Source organism: Bradyrhizobium sp. BRP20 (assembly GCF_020194215.1).
Lineage (GTDB): Bacteria > Pseudomonadota > Alphaproteobacteria > Rhizobiales > Xanthobacteraceae > Bradyrhizobium > Bradyrhizobium yuanmingense.
Window position 1 is genome coordinate 1 of sequence record NZ_JADYVY010000039.1, and the last position, 14,399, is coordinate 14,399.

General features: G+C 59.4%; 9 protein-coding genes and 6 pseudogenes. 9 read left to right on the forward strand and 6 right to left on the reverse strand.

The genetic code is table 11. The annotated features are described in order from the left end of the window. The 3 genes and pseudogenes from I6F33_RS37020 to I6F33_RS37030 all read left to right on the forward strand — a co-directional run. Window positions 1–175 (forward strand): annotated as a pseudogene (locus I6F33_RS37020) (IS701 family transposase); the annotation flags it as partial. 1,503 nt (window positions 176–1,678) lie between these two features. Further along, window positions 1,679–1,882: a cold-shock protein gene (locus I6F33_RS37025; protein ID WP_225143784.1), complete on the forward strand. Its 204-nt coding sequence runs from the start codon at window positions 1,679–1,681 to the stop codon at window positions 1,880–1,882. Next, a pseudogene (locus I6F33_RS37030) lies at window positions 1,879–1,962 on the forward strand (IS66 family transposase zinc-finger binding domain-containing protein); the annotation flags it as partial. The gene I6F33_RS37025 and the pseudogene I6F33_RS37030, both read left to right, overlap by 4 nt. Before the next feature lie 1,135 nt (window positions 1,963–3,097). Here I6F33_RS37030 and I6F33_RS37035 read toward each other — a convergent pair. Continuing rightward, window positions 3,098–4,222, reverse strand: a complete 1,125-nt coding sequence (locus tag I6F33_RS37035; RefSeq protein WP_225143768.1) for an ABC transporter ATP-binding protein — start codon at window positions 4,220–4,222, stop codon at window positions 3,098–3,100. 2 nt (window positions 4,223–4,224) lie between these two features. Further along, window positions 4,225–4,794 carry a hypothetical protein gene (locus tag I6F33_RS37040; RefSeq protein ID WP_225143771.1) on the reverse strand — a complete coding sequence of 190 codons (570 nt, stop codon included), beginning with the start codon at window positions 4,792–4,794 and terminating at the stop codon, window positions 4,225–4,227. A 435-nt stretch (window positions 4,795–5,229) separates the two neighbouring features. On the opposite strand from I6F33_RS37040, the gene I6F33_RS37045 reads away from it, so the two are divergent. From I6F33_RS37045 to I6F33_RS37055, 3 genes and pseudogenes are all read left to right on the forward strand, one after another. Further along, window positions 5,230–5,550, forward strand: a complete 321-nt coding sequence (locus tag I6F33_RS37045) for a hypothetical protein (protein WP_225143773.1) — start codon at window positions 5,230–5,232, stop codon at window positions 5,548–5,550. 78 nt (window positions 5,551–5,628) lie between these two features. After that, complete coding sequence (locus I6F33_RS37050; RefSeq protein WP_225143775.1) at window positions 5,629–6,816, forward strand: asparagine synthase-related protein; 1,188 nt, start codon at window positions 5,629–5,631, stop codon at window positions 6,814–6,816. A gap of 266 nt (window positions 6,817–7,082) precedes the next feature. Beyond that, window positions 7,083–7,426: pseudogene (locus I6F33_RS37055) on the forward strand (IS30 family transposase); the annotation flags it as partial. Window positions 7,427–7,461: 35 nt separating this feature from the next. Here the strand turns inward: I6F33_RS37055 and I6F33_RS37060 are convergent. Further along, a pseudogene (locus I6F33_RS37060) lies at window positions 7,462–8,230 on the reverse strand (IS30 family transposase); the annotation flags it as partial. 234 nt (window positions 8,231–8,464) lie between these two features. On the opposite strand from I6F33_RS37060, the pseudogene I6F33_RS37065 reads away from it, so the two are divergent. Next, window positions 8,465–8,945: pseudogene (locus I6F33_RS37065) on the forward strand (hypothetical protein); the annotation flags it as partial. 642 nt (window positions 8,946–9,587) lie between these two features. Here I6F33_RS37065 and I6F33_RS37070 read toward each other — a convergent pair. Next, window positions 9,588–9,884: a hypothetical protein gene (locus tag I6F33_RS37070; protein WP_225143777.1), complete on the reverse strand. Its 297-nt coding sequence runs from the start codon at window positions 9,882–9,884 to the stop codon at window positions 9,588–9,590. Window positions 9,885–10,584: 700 nt separating this feature from the next. On the opposite strand from I6F33_RS37070, the pseudogene I6F33_RS37075 reads away from it, so the two are divergent. Beyond that, a pseudogene (locus I6F33_RS37075) lies at window positions 10,585–10,737 on the forward strand (transposase); the annotation flags it as partial. A 960-nt stretch (window positions 10,738–11,697) separates the two neighbouring features. Here the strand turns inward: I6F33_RS37075 and I6F33_RS37080 are convergent. Together I6F33_RS37080 and I6F33_RS37085 are read right to left on the reverse strand one after the other, a co-directional pair. Further along, window positions 11,698–11,913 carry a hypothetical protein gene (locus tag I6F33_RS37080; RefSeq protein WP_225143779.1) on the reverse strand — a complete coding sequence of 72 codons (216 nt, stop codon included), beginning with the start codon at window positions 11,911–11,913 and terminating at the stop codon, window positions 11,698–11,700. Window positions 11,914–12,585: 672 nt separating this feature from the next. Then, window positions 12,586–12,804 (reverse strand): addiction module antidote protein, HigA family, encoded by a 219-nt coding sequence (locus tag I6F33_RS37085; RefSeq protein ID WP_225143781.1) that lies wholly within the window; start codon window positions 12,802–12,804, stop codon window positions 12,586–12,588. Between the two features lie 668 nt (window positions 12,805–13,472). Here I6F33_RS37085 and I6F33_RS37090 point away from each other — a divergent pair. Continuing rightward, complete coding sequence (locus I6F33_RS37090) at window positions 13,473–13,829, forward strand: hypothetical protein (RefSeq protein ID WP_225143783.1); 357 nt, start codon at window positions 13,473–13,475, stop codon at window positions 13,827–13,829. Window positions 13,830–14,399: the final 570 nt, after the last annotated feature.

The window sequence follows — 14,399 nt, forward strand, 5'->3', positions numbered from 1 at the left end:
AATGATTGCCTACGCCTTCTTGCAGCACCGTCGCCTCGCACATGCGGGACGGAAAAAAAAGAATCAATGGGCCTCCGCCTCAACCAACCATGCCCGCCGTACGCCACGCCATCGTCGATCTCATTCTTCGGCCGCCATCGCAGCGAGGCCCGCACTGCAGAAGACGAATCCGTGAAAAACCACAGCACAAACCAAATCTGCCAAAGTAGTGCTAGGGCGCCGTGCACCATTTTAGTGACTAGCAGCATCCGACTGCGTGCCTTGTCCCGAGAGCGGAAAGAGGTTTCTCATGTCTAAAGCAAAGCGACTTGAAATGATCAACCCGCCACCGCCGTAGAGCTCGACTGGCCGCCATACGAGGGACTTTTCATGTTTGACAAGAAGCGCCGCCAATTTCTGCAGAGACGTTCGGGAGATAGTCTGAAATCGAGGGTCCGTCTAGGTGTACAACGGCGGAATTTTGTCGCGGCATCCGCGGCGCCCATCTTGATCGCTGGTCGCGCGTCTTGATGCGAAACGAGCCGTTCCGATCTGGCGCTTATGACCGTCTGCCTAACAATCACTAGCCAGCAGACCATCATCGCCACTTTGGAACGGGAGCAGGCAATCAAGACGCGACAGGTGCTTTGACTTCAATTCAGCCTCCCCGGCCGGTAGACTCCCACTCGGGCCCGCACTGCTTCCAAATCACGGCGAAATGCCGTTCTGGTAGATGCGATCCGCTCTGCAGGCGATGACCTTCCCGGTCAGCTTCTTCCGCTGCTTTGAGGCTGGCCGTTTCGGGCTTAGCGGCGCGTGGCAGGGACAGCGTCCGCTCCAGCGCAACCGAATGACGCCGAGTCGCGCCCGCACTGCCTACAATCCAAGGCTGATCTCCAAGTCGCCGCCACCTACCAATCAGGTGCCGAGTCACGTGCCCGCTAACTTCAACCACAGGGATGAACAGTGCACGTATTCACCGGCGCACAGCCGCCCGGCGAGATATTTCCCGATCAGCATGTCGGCTTCATGCCTCATCAACGGGTCGCGCTTGTCCGTCGATAGGTCGGTCCGAATCCCGGCGGTGACGGCTGTTGCGACCGGTTAGAAGGTGGTGGTTGCATTGGCTTGTCCGGACTAGGTGCCGAGGGCGAACCGCGAGCCTGGATCGGACGAGGCGAACGTGATCGTTGCCATTGGTCCGAAGTCCGGCAGGACGGGGCAGGGTCGCACAAGTAACGCGTCGACTGTCGGCTTTCAGACCAAGCCCGACAACTGACCCTAGAGCCCCGCTCCGAACTGCCTGCAGAACCTCCAATTCTCGACTCGGCACGGCCTTTGCTCGGTCTGGGCAGCATCACCGAATGCTCCAGATGCGGTGATGTTTAGGGGCGGGCTCGGCGCCGCGTCGCCGCTAGCGTCTGGCCCGCCCCGCCGGTTTGCTGTGGAGGCGAGGTGAATCAGATGTTCAAGTGGTGGCGATCGGATTCGCTCACGCTCGTCGCCGCCATATCGGACGAGGATACCAACGAACCGTGTAAGTAGCACAGCATCAGCGTCTCCCTGAGCGGGAAAGGAGACCGCCTGTCCACGAGTTCTTCGTTCGAGACAAGTTAGGAGCGGAAAGTGCACCCGCAGCTCGGGAGCAGCAGGCGGCAATATCGAGCCGCAAGACGTTGGAGCAAAGATGCACACTGGAATGGGAGTGTCGTACAACGTTGAAAAGGGCTGGGGCTTCATCCGGCCTGATGACGGCAACGGCAAAGATTTGTTCGTGCACATATCGGGCCTTTGCGACTGCGAAGGGGCTGATCTGGTGCCGGGCACGCGTGACATTCGATCTTCGCTTTTGTCATCGAGCGGGAAGCGTCGGCTGAGCATGCCGGCAAGCAGAAGGTGCTGATCGGCGAGGAGGTGTCGGAGCGTCTGGATGGGGAGCCGGCGAAGTTCCGTGTCATCGTCAGACACCGTCCCAAGTATGCCTTCGGCATCCCGCTGAACAATCGACTAAGGCGGGGATACGGAACTCGTCGCGGGAGCGACCAAGTGGAGGTGGGTGCACCATTCGAAGCCATAGTTGGTTACATGACGAAGCTCTCGGGGATTCTAAGTAAACGGGAACGTTGTCACTGGTGCTCGCTGGCAGTCTGATTCTCGAAACAACCTACGCTTAAGGAGCTTGAATTGTAGAGGAAGCGCCCTCCGCCCTCCCCCGGGGCTGATAAGCGGTCATCGCCCCTTGAATAACCTTTAGGTTCCTGTCGAAGCTGAAACACGCTCGATCAACTCCAGAGCGCGGCCCACGTCTTGGGGCCGACAATTCCGTCAGCCTTCAACGGATTACCACCGAAATCAAAGTGGGATGCTTGGAATGCCTTCACCGCAGTCTCAGGGTCACCGGTCCGAAGATGCCGTCGTCTGTTCCAGGATGAAGATAGTGTCGCTCAATCAACGCCCTTTGCGCGTTCTTTACTGCTTCACCTTTCGAGCCTGGCTTAATGAGTCGCCCGTTCTTTAATCGCGGGCACGGTATCAAGTGGCCGTTCCGTCATGGAGATTGCCAAGCTCCGAGGGGAGACGACGAGCTCCTGAGGATGGTCCGCCTCGTCACCCTGAAACTTAACAGGCCCAAAACGAGATGAGAGACGCCGGCGTGGCCGCACGCGAGGCGCGCGCAATCGCTCGGCGTTTCAGTCTCCACGTTTGTAGGAGCGCGACCATGCGCTGCGGCGGCAGATCGGGGAATTCTTGCGCTACCCGCTCTCGGCAATGCGCTCCTTGCGCACGGCCGTCCCGCGATCGTTCGTCCCGAGAACGGTGCCGAGTACAACGCGAAAGCTACCCGCGTCTTCCTTGTGTCGCTCAATATCGCCATCTCCCGCTCGAAGAAAGGCCGTCACTGGAGAATGGGTGCCGGGAGAGTTTCTACGACAAATTCAAGATCGACCTCGGCGATTCCGGTCCGCTTCTCTTCCCTCGGCGAGTTTGTCGCTGACATCTACAGACAGATTCACTACGACAACGATGATCGCATCCGACAGCGGAGCGGCTAGTCGTGCTCGTGGGCATGCTGGGGGCTAAAACTCGGCGTCTTACGAAACGGCTGCGGCACGTTCGTCTAAGTCACCGACAATCCGCAGTCAGTCAGATCGACCACGACGTCGCTCGCAGAGATGACACCTCTCCGATGAGTAATCGCTAGCACAGTTACATCCTCAGCCAGGGTGCGTATATGGTCCATAATGTCCCGCTCAGTACGTTCGTCGAGTGCGGAGCTCGCCTCGTCGAGAAGAAGGATCGCCGGCTGGCCATAGAGCGCGCGGGCAATAGCAACGCGCTGCCGCTCCCCGCCGGAAAGCTTCAAGCCGCGTTCTCCAACGGTCGTTTCAAATCCTTCTGGTAGCGCCTCGATCAACGGCAGAATAGCGGCTTCTTTCGAGGCACCGCGAAGGCGTGCCTCGTCGCGGGGCCGTCCTAACAAAATGTTGTCAGCTAGCGACTCATTGAGCAACATCACGTCCTGCGGTACGAGAGCAACTGCGGCATACCAATCCGCGCGATCGACGCTTGCTATATCGGTTCCATCGACGAGAATTCGGCCGTAGTCGGGCTCAATCGATTTCAGGGCAAGCTTAAAGATCGTGGACTTCCCCGATCCGGTTTTACCCACAAGAAAGGTAATCCCGCCGCGCCCGGCCTTAAACGAGACGTTGGTAACGCCGCGTCCGTTGTCGTAGGCATAACCAACGCTCTCGAAAGAGAGCTGGCCAGCGGAGGGCTTGAAATCGTGAGCATGAGATGCTTGCCGCTCTTCTGGTGCGGCCCACAGTCTACCTAAAGGGATGAGGTCGGCTCGCAACCGCGCCACGTCAGAGATCGCCCTCGCGACCGTCTCAAAGGGCATATTGAGCTGAAGCAGAAGCGTATTGAATAGCACCATACCGCCGATCGTGACCGCGCCGGCGTGATATTCAGGTATAAGAAGGAGAAGTGTGACCGCAAATTGTAGCGCGACGGCGAGGCCGAGCACGGCGATGTAAACCAGTCGGTGCAACACGTAGGCTCGCCAGTTATCACGCACCTCCCGCGCCCTTATCATAAAGCGTTCGTTCATCCAGGAGTGACTGCCGAAATGGCGCAACGCGTCCATCGCGTTCATGACGTTGCCGACGAACCGAGCATTCTCCTGTCCGGCTTCGACCGCCGCATCCAGGAACGCGCGTGCCTGACGCGTGGAACTCAAGCTCAACCCAATCGCGATTGCTCCATAAACGGCGACGATTGCAGCGATCTGGATGCAGCAGGGATGAAGACGACAATCCCAAGCTGGACCAACGTCGTCAATGCGCTGCGCCCGCGAGCGGCCGCACTCTGTATCTCCGCCGGATTGCACTCAAGAAAAAAGGCTGCGGTTTTCCTTAAGATGCGATCGAAGAAGCGAGTTGCAGCAATGAAGCCCAGGTTCTCGGCTGCCATTAAGGAGAGATACTGCAGCATGCGCTGCAATGCAGAGGCTACGCCGATCAAAACTGCATATCCTGCGAAACCCCAAGCAACCGCCGACATGTCTTCGCTGCGCGGAAGACCATCAATGAGACACGAAAATACATAGGGGCCTGCGAGGCTGCTGGCGCTGGAGATCAGCACCACCGCCGCAACGATGAGAAGCAAGCGCCGATCGGATCGCCAGTACGCATGCAGAATTTCGGAAGCCGGCGACAATACGCTGTCGTTGACCTGATCTGCGGCGGATCCAGAAAATGGGGCTTTGCTTGCACTTAGAGAGCTGACATGGCCTTGCGATCTGAATTCCATACGATCTCACGTAAAGTTGCGGCTGTGCGGTTTGCTGCCGTTCACCATTACTAGACACCAACCCAATTCTGTCCAGCACGGTCTTTCAACTGCCGACATTGGTGGGTTGTCGCCCGCCTTCTACATGAGAGACTTTCTATTGTGACTCGGCACGTTGCCGCGCCACTCTTGCTTTTACTGAAACCTCGACTTGAGACGACGAGAAGCCCGATCACCCGGAGATTGACATGAAGAGCGCAACTGCAGACACGCCTAAGCGGCCATCGCGGCCCGATACAACTGACCTCCCCTTACCGGTGCTGCCACCTCCCACAATTGAGGGAGAGAAGGCTCCTTTCCCTAACGACAGCGCTAACCAGGGCTACCTTTAAGATCATTCGTCACTCGGTTACCGCCGCTCACACGAGAGGCGGTAACGTTTAAGTCGAGGAACAAATGCTCAAGGCCACTCTGAAAATAGCCGATTTGGAAAACTTCGATCCTTTTGCCAAAGGCAGTTCGATAGAGTTTGGTGAAAGCTACATCTGGCCATTCCAACATAAGAGCCTTGAGAGCTCGTTAGTGACGAACTCTGAGCAATGGTTCTTCGTCATACGCGAGCGTCAAGGGGTGGCGGACGGGACTGGCGTCCATTCGGTCCCCATAGCCCATGCGTCCACGGATCAGTTTCGTCAGCACTACCAAGACTGCATGCACTGGCCGCTCGATTTTATCGTGATCGAGGCCGCTCGCCGGGGTCCCCGGTTGCGTGTATGAGCAGGTCATATAGGCAGCCTCCCAATTTACTTCCACGTGGAGGAACGCACTCGTACGGTTACGCTTTCCTGGGATTTCGTGGATCTTTTGGATAAATCGCGAGCGATTGATGCAGAAATTATAGCCCATCATCTATCTATGAGAACGTTCTACTCTGCGCGACAGGCCTGCGTTGGCGTTAACCTGCTGACTGCTGGCGCCACCTTGTACGTCGACAGATCGGAGACGTCATTTGAGTACGGCGCGACAACTTCATCAGCCCCTGAGCTCAATGGACGAGAGAAGAGCAATCATGCCCTTGAGTTTTCTGATACTCTTCAGGCGGTTGTTCGTTCACGGCCGACGGCCTTCTGCGCAAGCGCTGTGGAGCTGAGCGGAGGAATGGACTCCGCTTCCGTCGCAATTGCTGTTAGCAAGAGCGTAGCATCGCTGGCATGTGGCGGGATACTATTGGGCGACGGGAGTAGCCCCAAGCAGATTGACCGCCGAGCGAGCATTTTGAGCGCACTGAATTGCCGCGATCACGAAGTTGAAATGCACGCCCACATGCCTACGATTGATCTAGATCTTGACCTGAAAGGACGCTTGCCACTCATTTCAGAGTATTACCTCGAGGCGTTCGGGTCACTCTGGGATCGGTTTCGCGGTGATGGCTGCGAAATAATCTGGAGCGGCATAGGAGGAGACGAGCTTTGCGCTCGCTTCAGCAACGACGAGGAGGAACCCAAATCTCCGTCTTCACCCCACCTGGATATCGCGCTTGGACTTGCAGAAGACCTGTTGACGAAACGCGGGCTCGACGCCGCTCATTCATCCTTCCTTTTTAGCGCCCCCATCAGCGCCACTCTATCCACAACTCTGCTGGCAAGTCTTTGTCATGCTCGCCCACTCGCGACGCGAGGACTTTGGCCCATCCGCCCATTCGGCGATCCGAGATTGATTAATTTTGGAGCTAAGCTTCCGTTTGCACTTCGCTCGGGCAAGGAACTTCTCCGTTCTTATTTGCGTGAGCGCTTGGGCTCTGACGTATTTCCACGCGGTTACGCAAAGGAGACTTTCGCGCTTGTGCTGCCAAGGGCGATTGCGGCTCGTGCGGACATAATTTCATCACAGCTTGCTTCTTGCGCCTTAGCCGACTTCGGCCTGGTTTCGCAGGAGGCTGTCATGGCGCTTTTGAACAGGGTGATAACAACACACGAACTTTCCGCAACGAGCACCTTGGTTCGTTTTTTATGGGCGGAACGTTTCGTTCGGCAACTCTGTTGATTTCGCCATTATCAGCCATGGGACTTCCGCAAAGTACCGTTCATTGCAGCTACCGCTTAAGACCATTTTTCAAGGACAGCTATGTTGATCTCGGGGACCAGACCGGGCGGCGTCTTTCGCGAAATCTACGAGGTGAAGTCGAGTTGCGCGCGCACGGCGCTCTACAAGGCGATCGGGCAAGTCGCGATTCACGACGATACTCGGAATGGCGATTGCAAGCGCCTCCTTGTTCTGCCGAATGGCGAAGCCAACCCTGCAGATGCGGCAATGTGGCACGTGCTCTCACCCGTGCGGAGGTCTCCCGTGAATCGCGGCGGAACGCGGCTACCCGCGGCGGCGGGTTGGATTATCGGGCCACAACTGCACAATGGCAACAGACCGATCTGCCCGCCGGCCCAAGCCGCCTAAGCTTGCGCCCAACGCAGCCTTGCGCACTTATGTGGCGGAGAGACTTTCCGGCAGTGTTGTAGCCTCGAGCGGAGCTTGTATTGCTGGTCCCACCGTTCGGTGGAACGGCCGCCGGCATGGCCAGCGAAAGGATCGACGATGGGCCAAGGCATGGAAGTCTGAGCAGATTGCCCGACGCTTGTCGATCGACTTCCCGGACGAGGGCGGATTCAAACGGTCGTCGCAGCGCCCAATTTTTCACTCATGATATAATTCGTCAAGCGCTTCTGTCGGCGTTTTCCAGCCCAGTGTCTTCCTCGGTCGGGCATTCAGGACCCCTGCTACAGCGGATATCTCGTCGGCGCTGTGGATGCTCAGGTCTGTGCCTTTCGGGAAGTACTGCTGCAGCAAGCCGTTGGTGTTCTCGTTAGTGCCGTGTTGCCAAGGGCTTTGAGGATCGCAGAAGTAGACTTGGATACCCGCATCGATCTTGAGGCGGTCGTGCTGAGCCATTTCCGCTCCTTTGATCCCAAGTCAGCGTGCGACGTAGCTCTTCGGGCAAAGTGATGATGGTGCGCGAGATCGCGTCACGCACGGCTTCCACTCCGTGTCCCGCGAGTGCAGGTCCGTTCTTCTTACGTGGAACTTCGCCATGCCCGCCAGCCGGGGAAGGTGCAGTAGCATTGTGAAGCGCGTCGTGCGCTCGACCAACGTGCCGATCGCCGAGCTGCCAAGACCGAGAATGAGGTCTCCCTCCCAATGTCCCGGCACTGCTCGATCGGCCGCTTCAGCGGGGCGCTCACTGATCATGATCGCCGGCGAGACGAAGTTCTTGCCTCGCCTGCGTGCGCGCGCCCTGGGCACGCGCAACACGCGCCCGGTTCGCAAGCAGGCCGTCAGCTCGCTGCGTAGTACACCGCGGCCCTGTACGAAGAGAGACCTGATAAATGGCTTCGTGGCTGATGCGCATCGTCTTGTCGTCCGGGAAGTCGATCGGCAAGCGTCGGGCAATCTGCTCAGGGCTCCATGCTTTGGCCTATCGTCGATCCTTTCGCCGGCCATGCCGGCGGCCGTTCCACCGAACGGCGGGGCCCGGAATATAGGCTCCGCTCGGGGCTACAACGCCGCCGGCAAGTCTCTCCGCCGCATAAGTGCGTGTGTGTTTCGCGGGATCGTGAGCAAGGTTTTCGGAGCCTAGCACTGCTTCGGCCGACAACTCAACCGGCTTAGGGATGGGCCTCGTCGTTAACGAGGAAGCCCGATGCCTACCCAGAGATTGTCGATGCGCCGGATCAAGGAAGTTCTTCGGCTAAAACATAAGGCCTGCCGGCGCAGGCCATCGCGCGCACCCTAGACATCAGGAGCTGCGCCGGCGCAATGTGACCCGCCGCTTGCTCTGCGAGGAGTACCGCGCAGGCAATCCCGACGGTTTCGGATACACCTGGTTCTGCACGACCCTACGAGGCCTGGAAGGGACGGGCCCGGCCGTCAACGCGGCAGCCCCATCTGGGTGGCGAGCAGGTGTTCGTCGATTTCGCCGGCGACACCATCGACGTCATCGACTCCTTGACCGCGGAAGTGCAGCCGATGAAGCTGTTGGTGGCAGCGATGGGCGCTTCGAACTATACCTACGCCGAGGCCTGCGCGAGCGAGGGATTGGCCGACTGGATCCGGGCGCACGTCACCTGTTCGCCTTTCTCGGCGGGGCCCCGACGTTCGTGGTCTGCGACAACCTCAAGGCCGGTGATGAGTGAAAATCACCAGCGTGCCTTCGGCACGACTTGCGCATCTCAGCCTTCAGAAAAGCTACTGACTTGAAATGCCGAGTGGCGGCGTTATGCGGCAGGAAACGCTGCCGACAGGCTGACATCCTGATCCTCCTGAAATAGTTCATGCGCTCAGCGGCGGTCGTCATCGCACGATGCTCGTCGCCATTGATCGCGAATCGGTCCAGAGCGTCGCGCCGGCGAACGTCACGCCCGCCGAGGCGGATAGTCTCGTTCTGCAGCACGAACACGTTGCTGGCGGCCGCGGCGGCCTTAGCCTCCCGAGGGTACGGTCGATGTCCGCACCGTAGGCGAGGTCGCCAGCAACCACCATGACGTCGAAGGCCGGACGGTCTGCCGGTGCCTGGAGGTCAGCCGCGGGTGAGCTCGACATGAATGTCGGACATGGTCCAGAGCCGCACGGTCGAGAGGCCCGGCTGACGCCATCGCCTCGAATAAAGTCGTCGATGGCCGGCGCGAAAACGACCTCGTTCGAGACGCAGCGAGGGCATCGTGCTGCGTCGGATGGTAGGTGAACTCGCCTTGCTGGTCCTAGGCGCTACAGCGAAATCTGGCCATCTTAGCGCTCCTGCTGCGGCGAGGGCGGCGGCACCTCGGTCAAAGTGTCGGCGTCGCGGTCGTAAGCGCGTAGTAAACGCTGGCCTGGCCTCGCCAGCGGCGCAGCCGGCGGACGTTGTCGAAGCGCTGCCCCAAGCGGGGCGGCACTGGATCGCCGGCCGCGTGCTCTGCGCAGCGGGTTTCGAGCCACCCTTTGTTGGCATGCAGCCGGCCTTCCGCGCCGCAAATCTCGCAGGTGCAGGCGGAGCGGGCGACGGCCAGGTCAACTGCATGGCCGATCGCGGACTCGGTGGACTTCGAGGCTTCGGTGTCCCAGTCGACGAGCAGGATGCCCATCTTCTGCTTGATGCGGACGAATTCGAAGGTCTCGCCGTCGCGGAGCGCGACTTCGATCCTGCGACAGAGCCGGACCAGGATATCCTGCCACCCTCGATCGCAGTGCGGGTAGCCGAACGAGCGGCTAGGCTCCTAGGCCGTCGTGAGGAACAGACGCGGGTGCCACAGCATGAGGTCGCGGCGCCAATCCATGTCATTACTCCCCCATCTCATTACTCCCGACCTCCAGGCTGGAGGGGCGATATCGACAAGAACATCGTTCGCGCGATCGTACCGCCTGCAGGTGACCTTATGACCGACGACGCGCTGCACAATGCAGATGTCCTCCAGCCCCGGACACCTCTCGACGGCCGTGCCCTGGGCATGAGTCTCGCAGCGGATGCCATCCCCCTCCGAGCTCGATCTCGATGGTGAGGTCCGCAGCAGGTGAGCGCGCGCGGAGAATCGCGATGCACATGGCGCAGATGGGCGCGGGCCGCGCCGATACGCCGGTGGAGGGGGCGCCGCTCGATCGAGTTCGACCCGCGTGACCTCCGGATACTCGAGCCCATCACGGAGGCGGCCGCCAGCTACTAACTCGAGCTCTCGGCTCTGGAATAACATCGGCCTGCCCGCACTTCGTGCTCCCGGTGCCGCTGTCCCGATGGTCGCACCATACTCCACGATGTAGAACACCGCAGCGGGAACGTTGGCACCGAGACATCTCACCAATTTGCTCGATCGCCTCAACGAGGAGATCAGGCGGCGCACCTATGTCGTGCGAATCCTCCCCAATGCCGAGAGCTGTTTAAGGCTGGTACGGGCGCTGACCGTCGAGCGCCATGAGGCCTGGCTCGAGGACCATCGCGCGCTACGCCGGCGGCCTGACGATGCTCAGGCCCACCAAGGGGATGCACGCCCCCCTCTCCGCCGCCGTCGCTCGCTAGGGCTACGCTTTTGCGCAAGCGAGCGACGGCGGCTCCGAGGGGATGGCTCGGCCGGATCCCATGATCGATTTTGCTGAACTTGACGCACAGAACTGCCGATCCGGGCCGTCGTCGTGGTGCGGCTGCCGCTGATCGTAAGCGAGCCGAACGCCTTTCGTCTGCGGCCTGAACGTCTTTATTGTCTCCACGGCAAGCGGCCCCGTGGGCCGCTTTTCGTTTTGTGAATGGGCGCGCAGTCTCGTCAGCTTTCAGTAAGCTAGTCCCAATAATTGGTTGTTGGGTTTAGCGGGGGTGGCACGGACATTGCTGTGGTTTCCAGAGCAGTGGGGTGGAGTGTCACCTTCCGCTAAACTCACCAGCAGTGCGGATGCGGCAGGTGCTTCAACTCAGCCCCCCTGGTCGGCCGGCACCGTGTCGCGCCCACTGCTTCTAAATCACGGGCCATTCCCGGTTCTGTAAGTTACGCTCGTTCTGCGAGCGATGACCTCCCGGTCAGCTTCTGCCGCTGCTTTGAGGCTGGCCGTGTGGGGGTTAGCGGCGCGTGGCAGGGACAGCGCTTCCCCTGTGTATGCGTGGGGGTTACTTGAGCGCCGAGTCACGTGACCGCTAACTATCGGCAGTGCGGGCGGGGCAGGGACAGCGTCCGCTCCGGCGCAACCGAACGGCGCCGAGTCTCACCCGCACTGCCTGCGATCTGAGGCTGATCCCCGAGCCCCGCGAGGCTGCAACCCCGGTTCTGGTAGTTGTGCCACGGCTTTTTGCGATGAATGTATCCCACCGCCAGCTTCTTCCGCTGTTTGAGGCTGGCGCGTGGTAGGGAGAGCGCTTTTTCTCCAAGCGGGCGCCGAGCCACGTGGCCGCTAACGTTCCCGCTGTTTAGGTCGCGGCTACCACCTTGAGCGGCCTGTCGACCCGGGACCGGTATGATCCTTTAGGCCATCGATCACCTTGAGCGCCACTTCGAGTTCATCTCGAAGATGCTTCGTAATCCGCAGTCCGCTCGCAAGCTCCTCGCGGCTGATTTCCGCGCCGTGGGCGACTTTTTGTTCTAAGTCGCGTATAGCGTGGTCGATCTTTTGCAGCGAGAACGTGCCAAGCATCATCCGGCTCCGTCCACGATTAAGGGTCGGTCATCCGGCCGCGCGGGTAGGACCCACAACGTAAAAATGCGTCCATTACATGGTTGAGTAAAGCGGGTGGCGTTGGGGGAAAATCTTTTCCCATCTCGCGTCTGAGCGCCTCGAATTCGGCTAAGGTCGAAAGAGGGCACTCCGCCACCGCGTACATTTTTGTGCAGATAACTTCAACCCGGAATCGCCGAGCGGCCAGCTGCTCTTCAGTTCGCTGTGGCCCGTAGGTGTCTTCTGCCGGGGTATGGCTTGGCCTACGGGCGTAGTCCGTGAATGCTTGGATTGCCGCTACCACATCGGTCCTAGGCACGGCGGTTACTCCTATGAGCGGAGCCAGCTCGAACAGTTGCGGGCCGAGCGCTTCAATATGACATGCACGCGGGGCGCGGCAACCCACCGGTACTGGTAGGTGCTCTCCAGTTCTTCTCCACCATACAATGGTAGCACCTTGGGGAATTTGAACCTCTCGGGCGGAAAGGTGGCCAGCCCCGGTCTTCGAGGACGGGCTGGCTACCATCGCTTGCGACACCGTTTGGGCGACCCCGCACCCGGACTCGTCGCCCTAAGCCGGTTCCAGCATCTTGATCTCGCTGACATCAACTTCGCGTCGGCGTGCCACGCATCGGGGGCTGCCTGCAAACGAAGCTAGATGGCCGGGCCGTTGCCGACCGGCTTTCCAATCCGGGCGGCTTCGGACTGACCGGCTTCTTCTCCGCGAGGATGTCGTGCAGATGCTGCCTGGAATCCCAGCGCTTCTGCAATCTCGGCCTTAGACTTCCTGATGTACTGTAGAATTTCATCAAGGACGGCGCCCGGATGAGACGGGCAGCGGTTAGGATCGCGCTTAGCCTTCTGCTCTGCCATTGATGCTCTCCAGCATGTCGGAGCCCTCATGGCTTATTCGGTATTCTGCGTTCAGTGGTACTGTTCAAAGTCAACCTTGAATGCATCGCCTTAGCGACTGGCAACGACGGGTCTGTTGCCTTGGTCCTCTCCCTTCTCTGGCTTGCCGATCTCCAAGGCCGCCTCGATCAACTTGACGGCAGTCGGGAAGAGCGGGACTGTGTGCTCCGCTTTCTTGTTCTTCGTCCGTACAGCGGGAATGATCCGAGTGGGGCTTTTCCCCGTGTAGGCCGTGAAGCTCGGAACGCATCATGCTCGCGACTTCGCCCCGGCGCTGGGCTGTCAGCAATACGGACTTTCAGCGCCAAGCGCGTTCCATCCGTGATGCCCGCTTCCTCATCGTTCAGGATCGCAAAGAAGGCTTCAGTTCGTCGAGTGTTAGAACGCGGACCTTCTCGACTTCCTTGCCGCCAACGTTCTTCATGCCGTGCAGGAAATTCTCAGTCAAATCTCGCGATCGTTCGCATACCCCGCAAATGGTGGGGATATCCGCTTAAGCAATCCCGATGAGCAAGTGCTACCAAATGAGATAGGTTCGACATGTTGCCGGTTGTGGTACTTTCCGAAGCTCTTGGTCGGATCTAGACCACGCAGCGAGCTGCGATCCTGTTCAGACGGAGAGACGTTGAATGACCGCGAGAAGTCCCGAATACGAGAAACGCGAACGGAAGACCCATCCAGAGCCCGAACGGGCCGCCCAGGCTTCAGCCTCTGAAGCGGGAGGCACCACGCACGATGTTGGAGAATCAGCGAGGGCTGCATCAAGCCGTTCATTTGCGTCTCCGGAATGGAAAAAATCCCTCGAAGAGACAACAGACCTGTTCGCTGCGGCGTTGAAGGACGGGTCAAAGCTGGCTGCTTCCTCTCTGCACGCTCAGGTCAATCTTCTGAAGAATCTTGCCAATTCCAAAACTCCCTCGGACGTGATGAAGTGCCATCTGGATTTCGCGGAGCAGTTCTGGTCGAAATCGTTCAGCAAAGGCTGAGAGATAAGATCATTTAGAGCGGGCCGTCATCTGCGGCAAGCTGAGCAATTCGCCAAGCGTGAAATAGGGTCGATGGCGCTCTATTACCTCCGAGGTGAACGGACCTTTGGCAAGCCTGACAATCACCCCAGTCCAGCTTCGCTACATGCTCGACTACCCATGCGAATGCTCCTCCTCGTGAGGCTCAGTGATTCTGAGATGGAGATGGTCGAGCTCGTGATTGCGTAGTTTTCGAGCCTCAATCGCGCACGGCGTGTTGGAGAACGGGTGCGCGTCCGAAGGAAGACGATCGATTAAAAGGCCCGCTTGCCTGCTGTTCAATACGCCAGCGAAATTTCTGTGTGCTTAGCAGGTCGGATGAATGCCGCCATCGCGTACAGGCCGTGCGTGCAAGAGAATGCGCTGGGCCGTGATGGGCAGCACGTTGTCGGGGCAATTTGGCGACGCGAGCGTGAGCCTGCAGTCCGAAGTTCGGCGGGACCAACTGGGACGGACAGTGCCCCGGTCGGCCATCAGTTTTCAGACCAAAGCGAACACCTTGACCCTGTAGCCCGCCACGAAGCGCCTGCA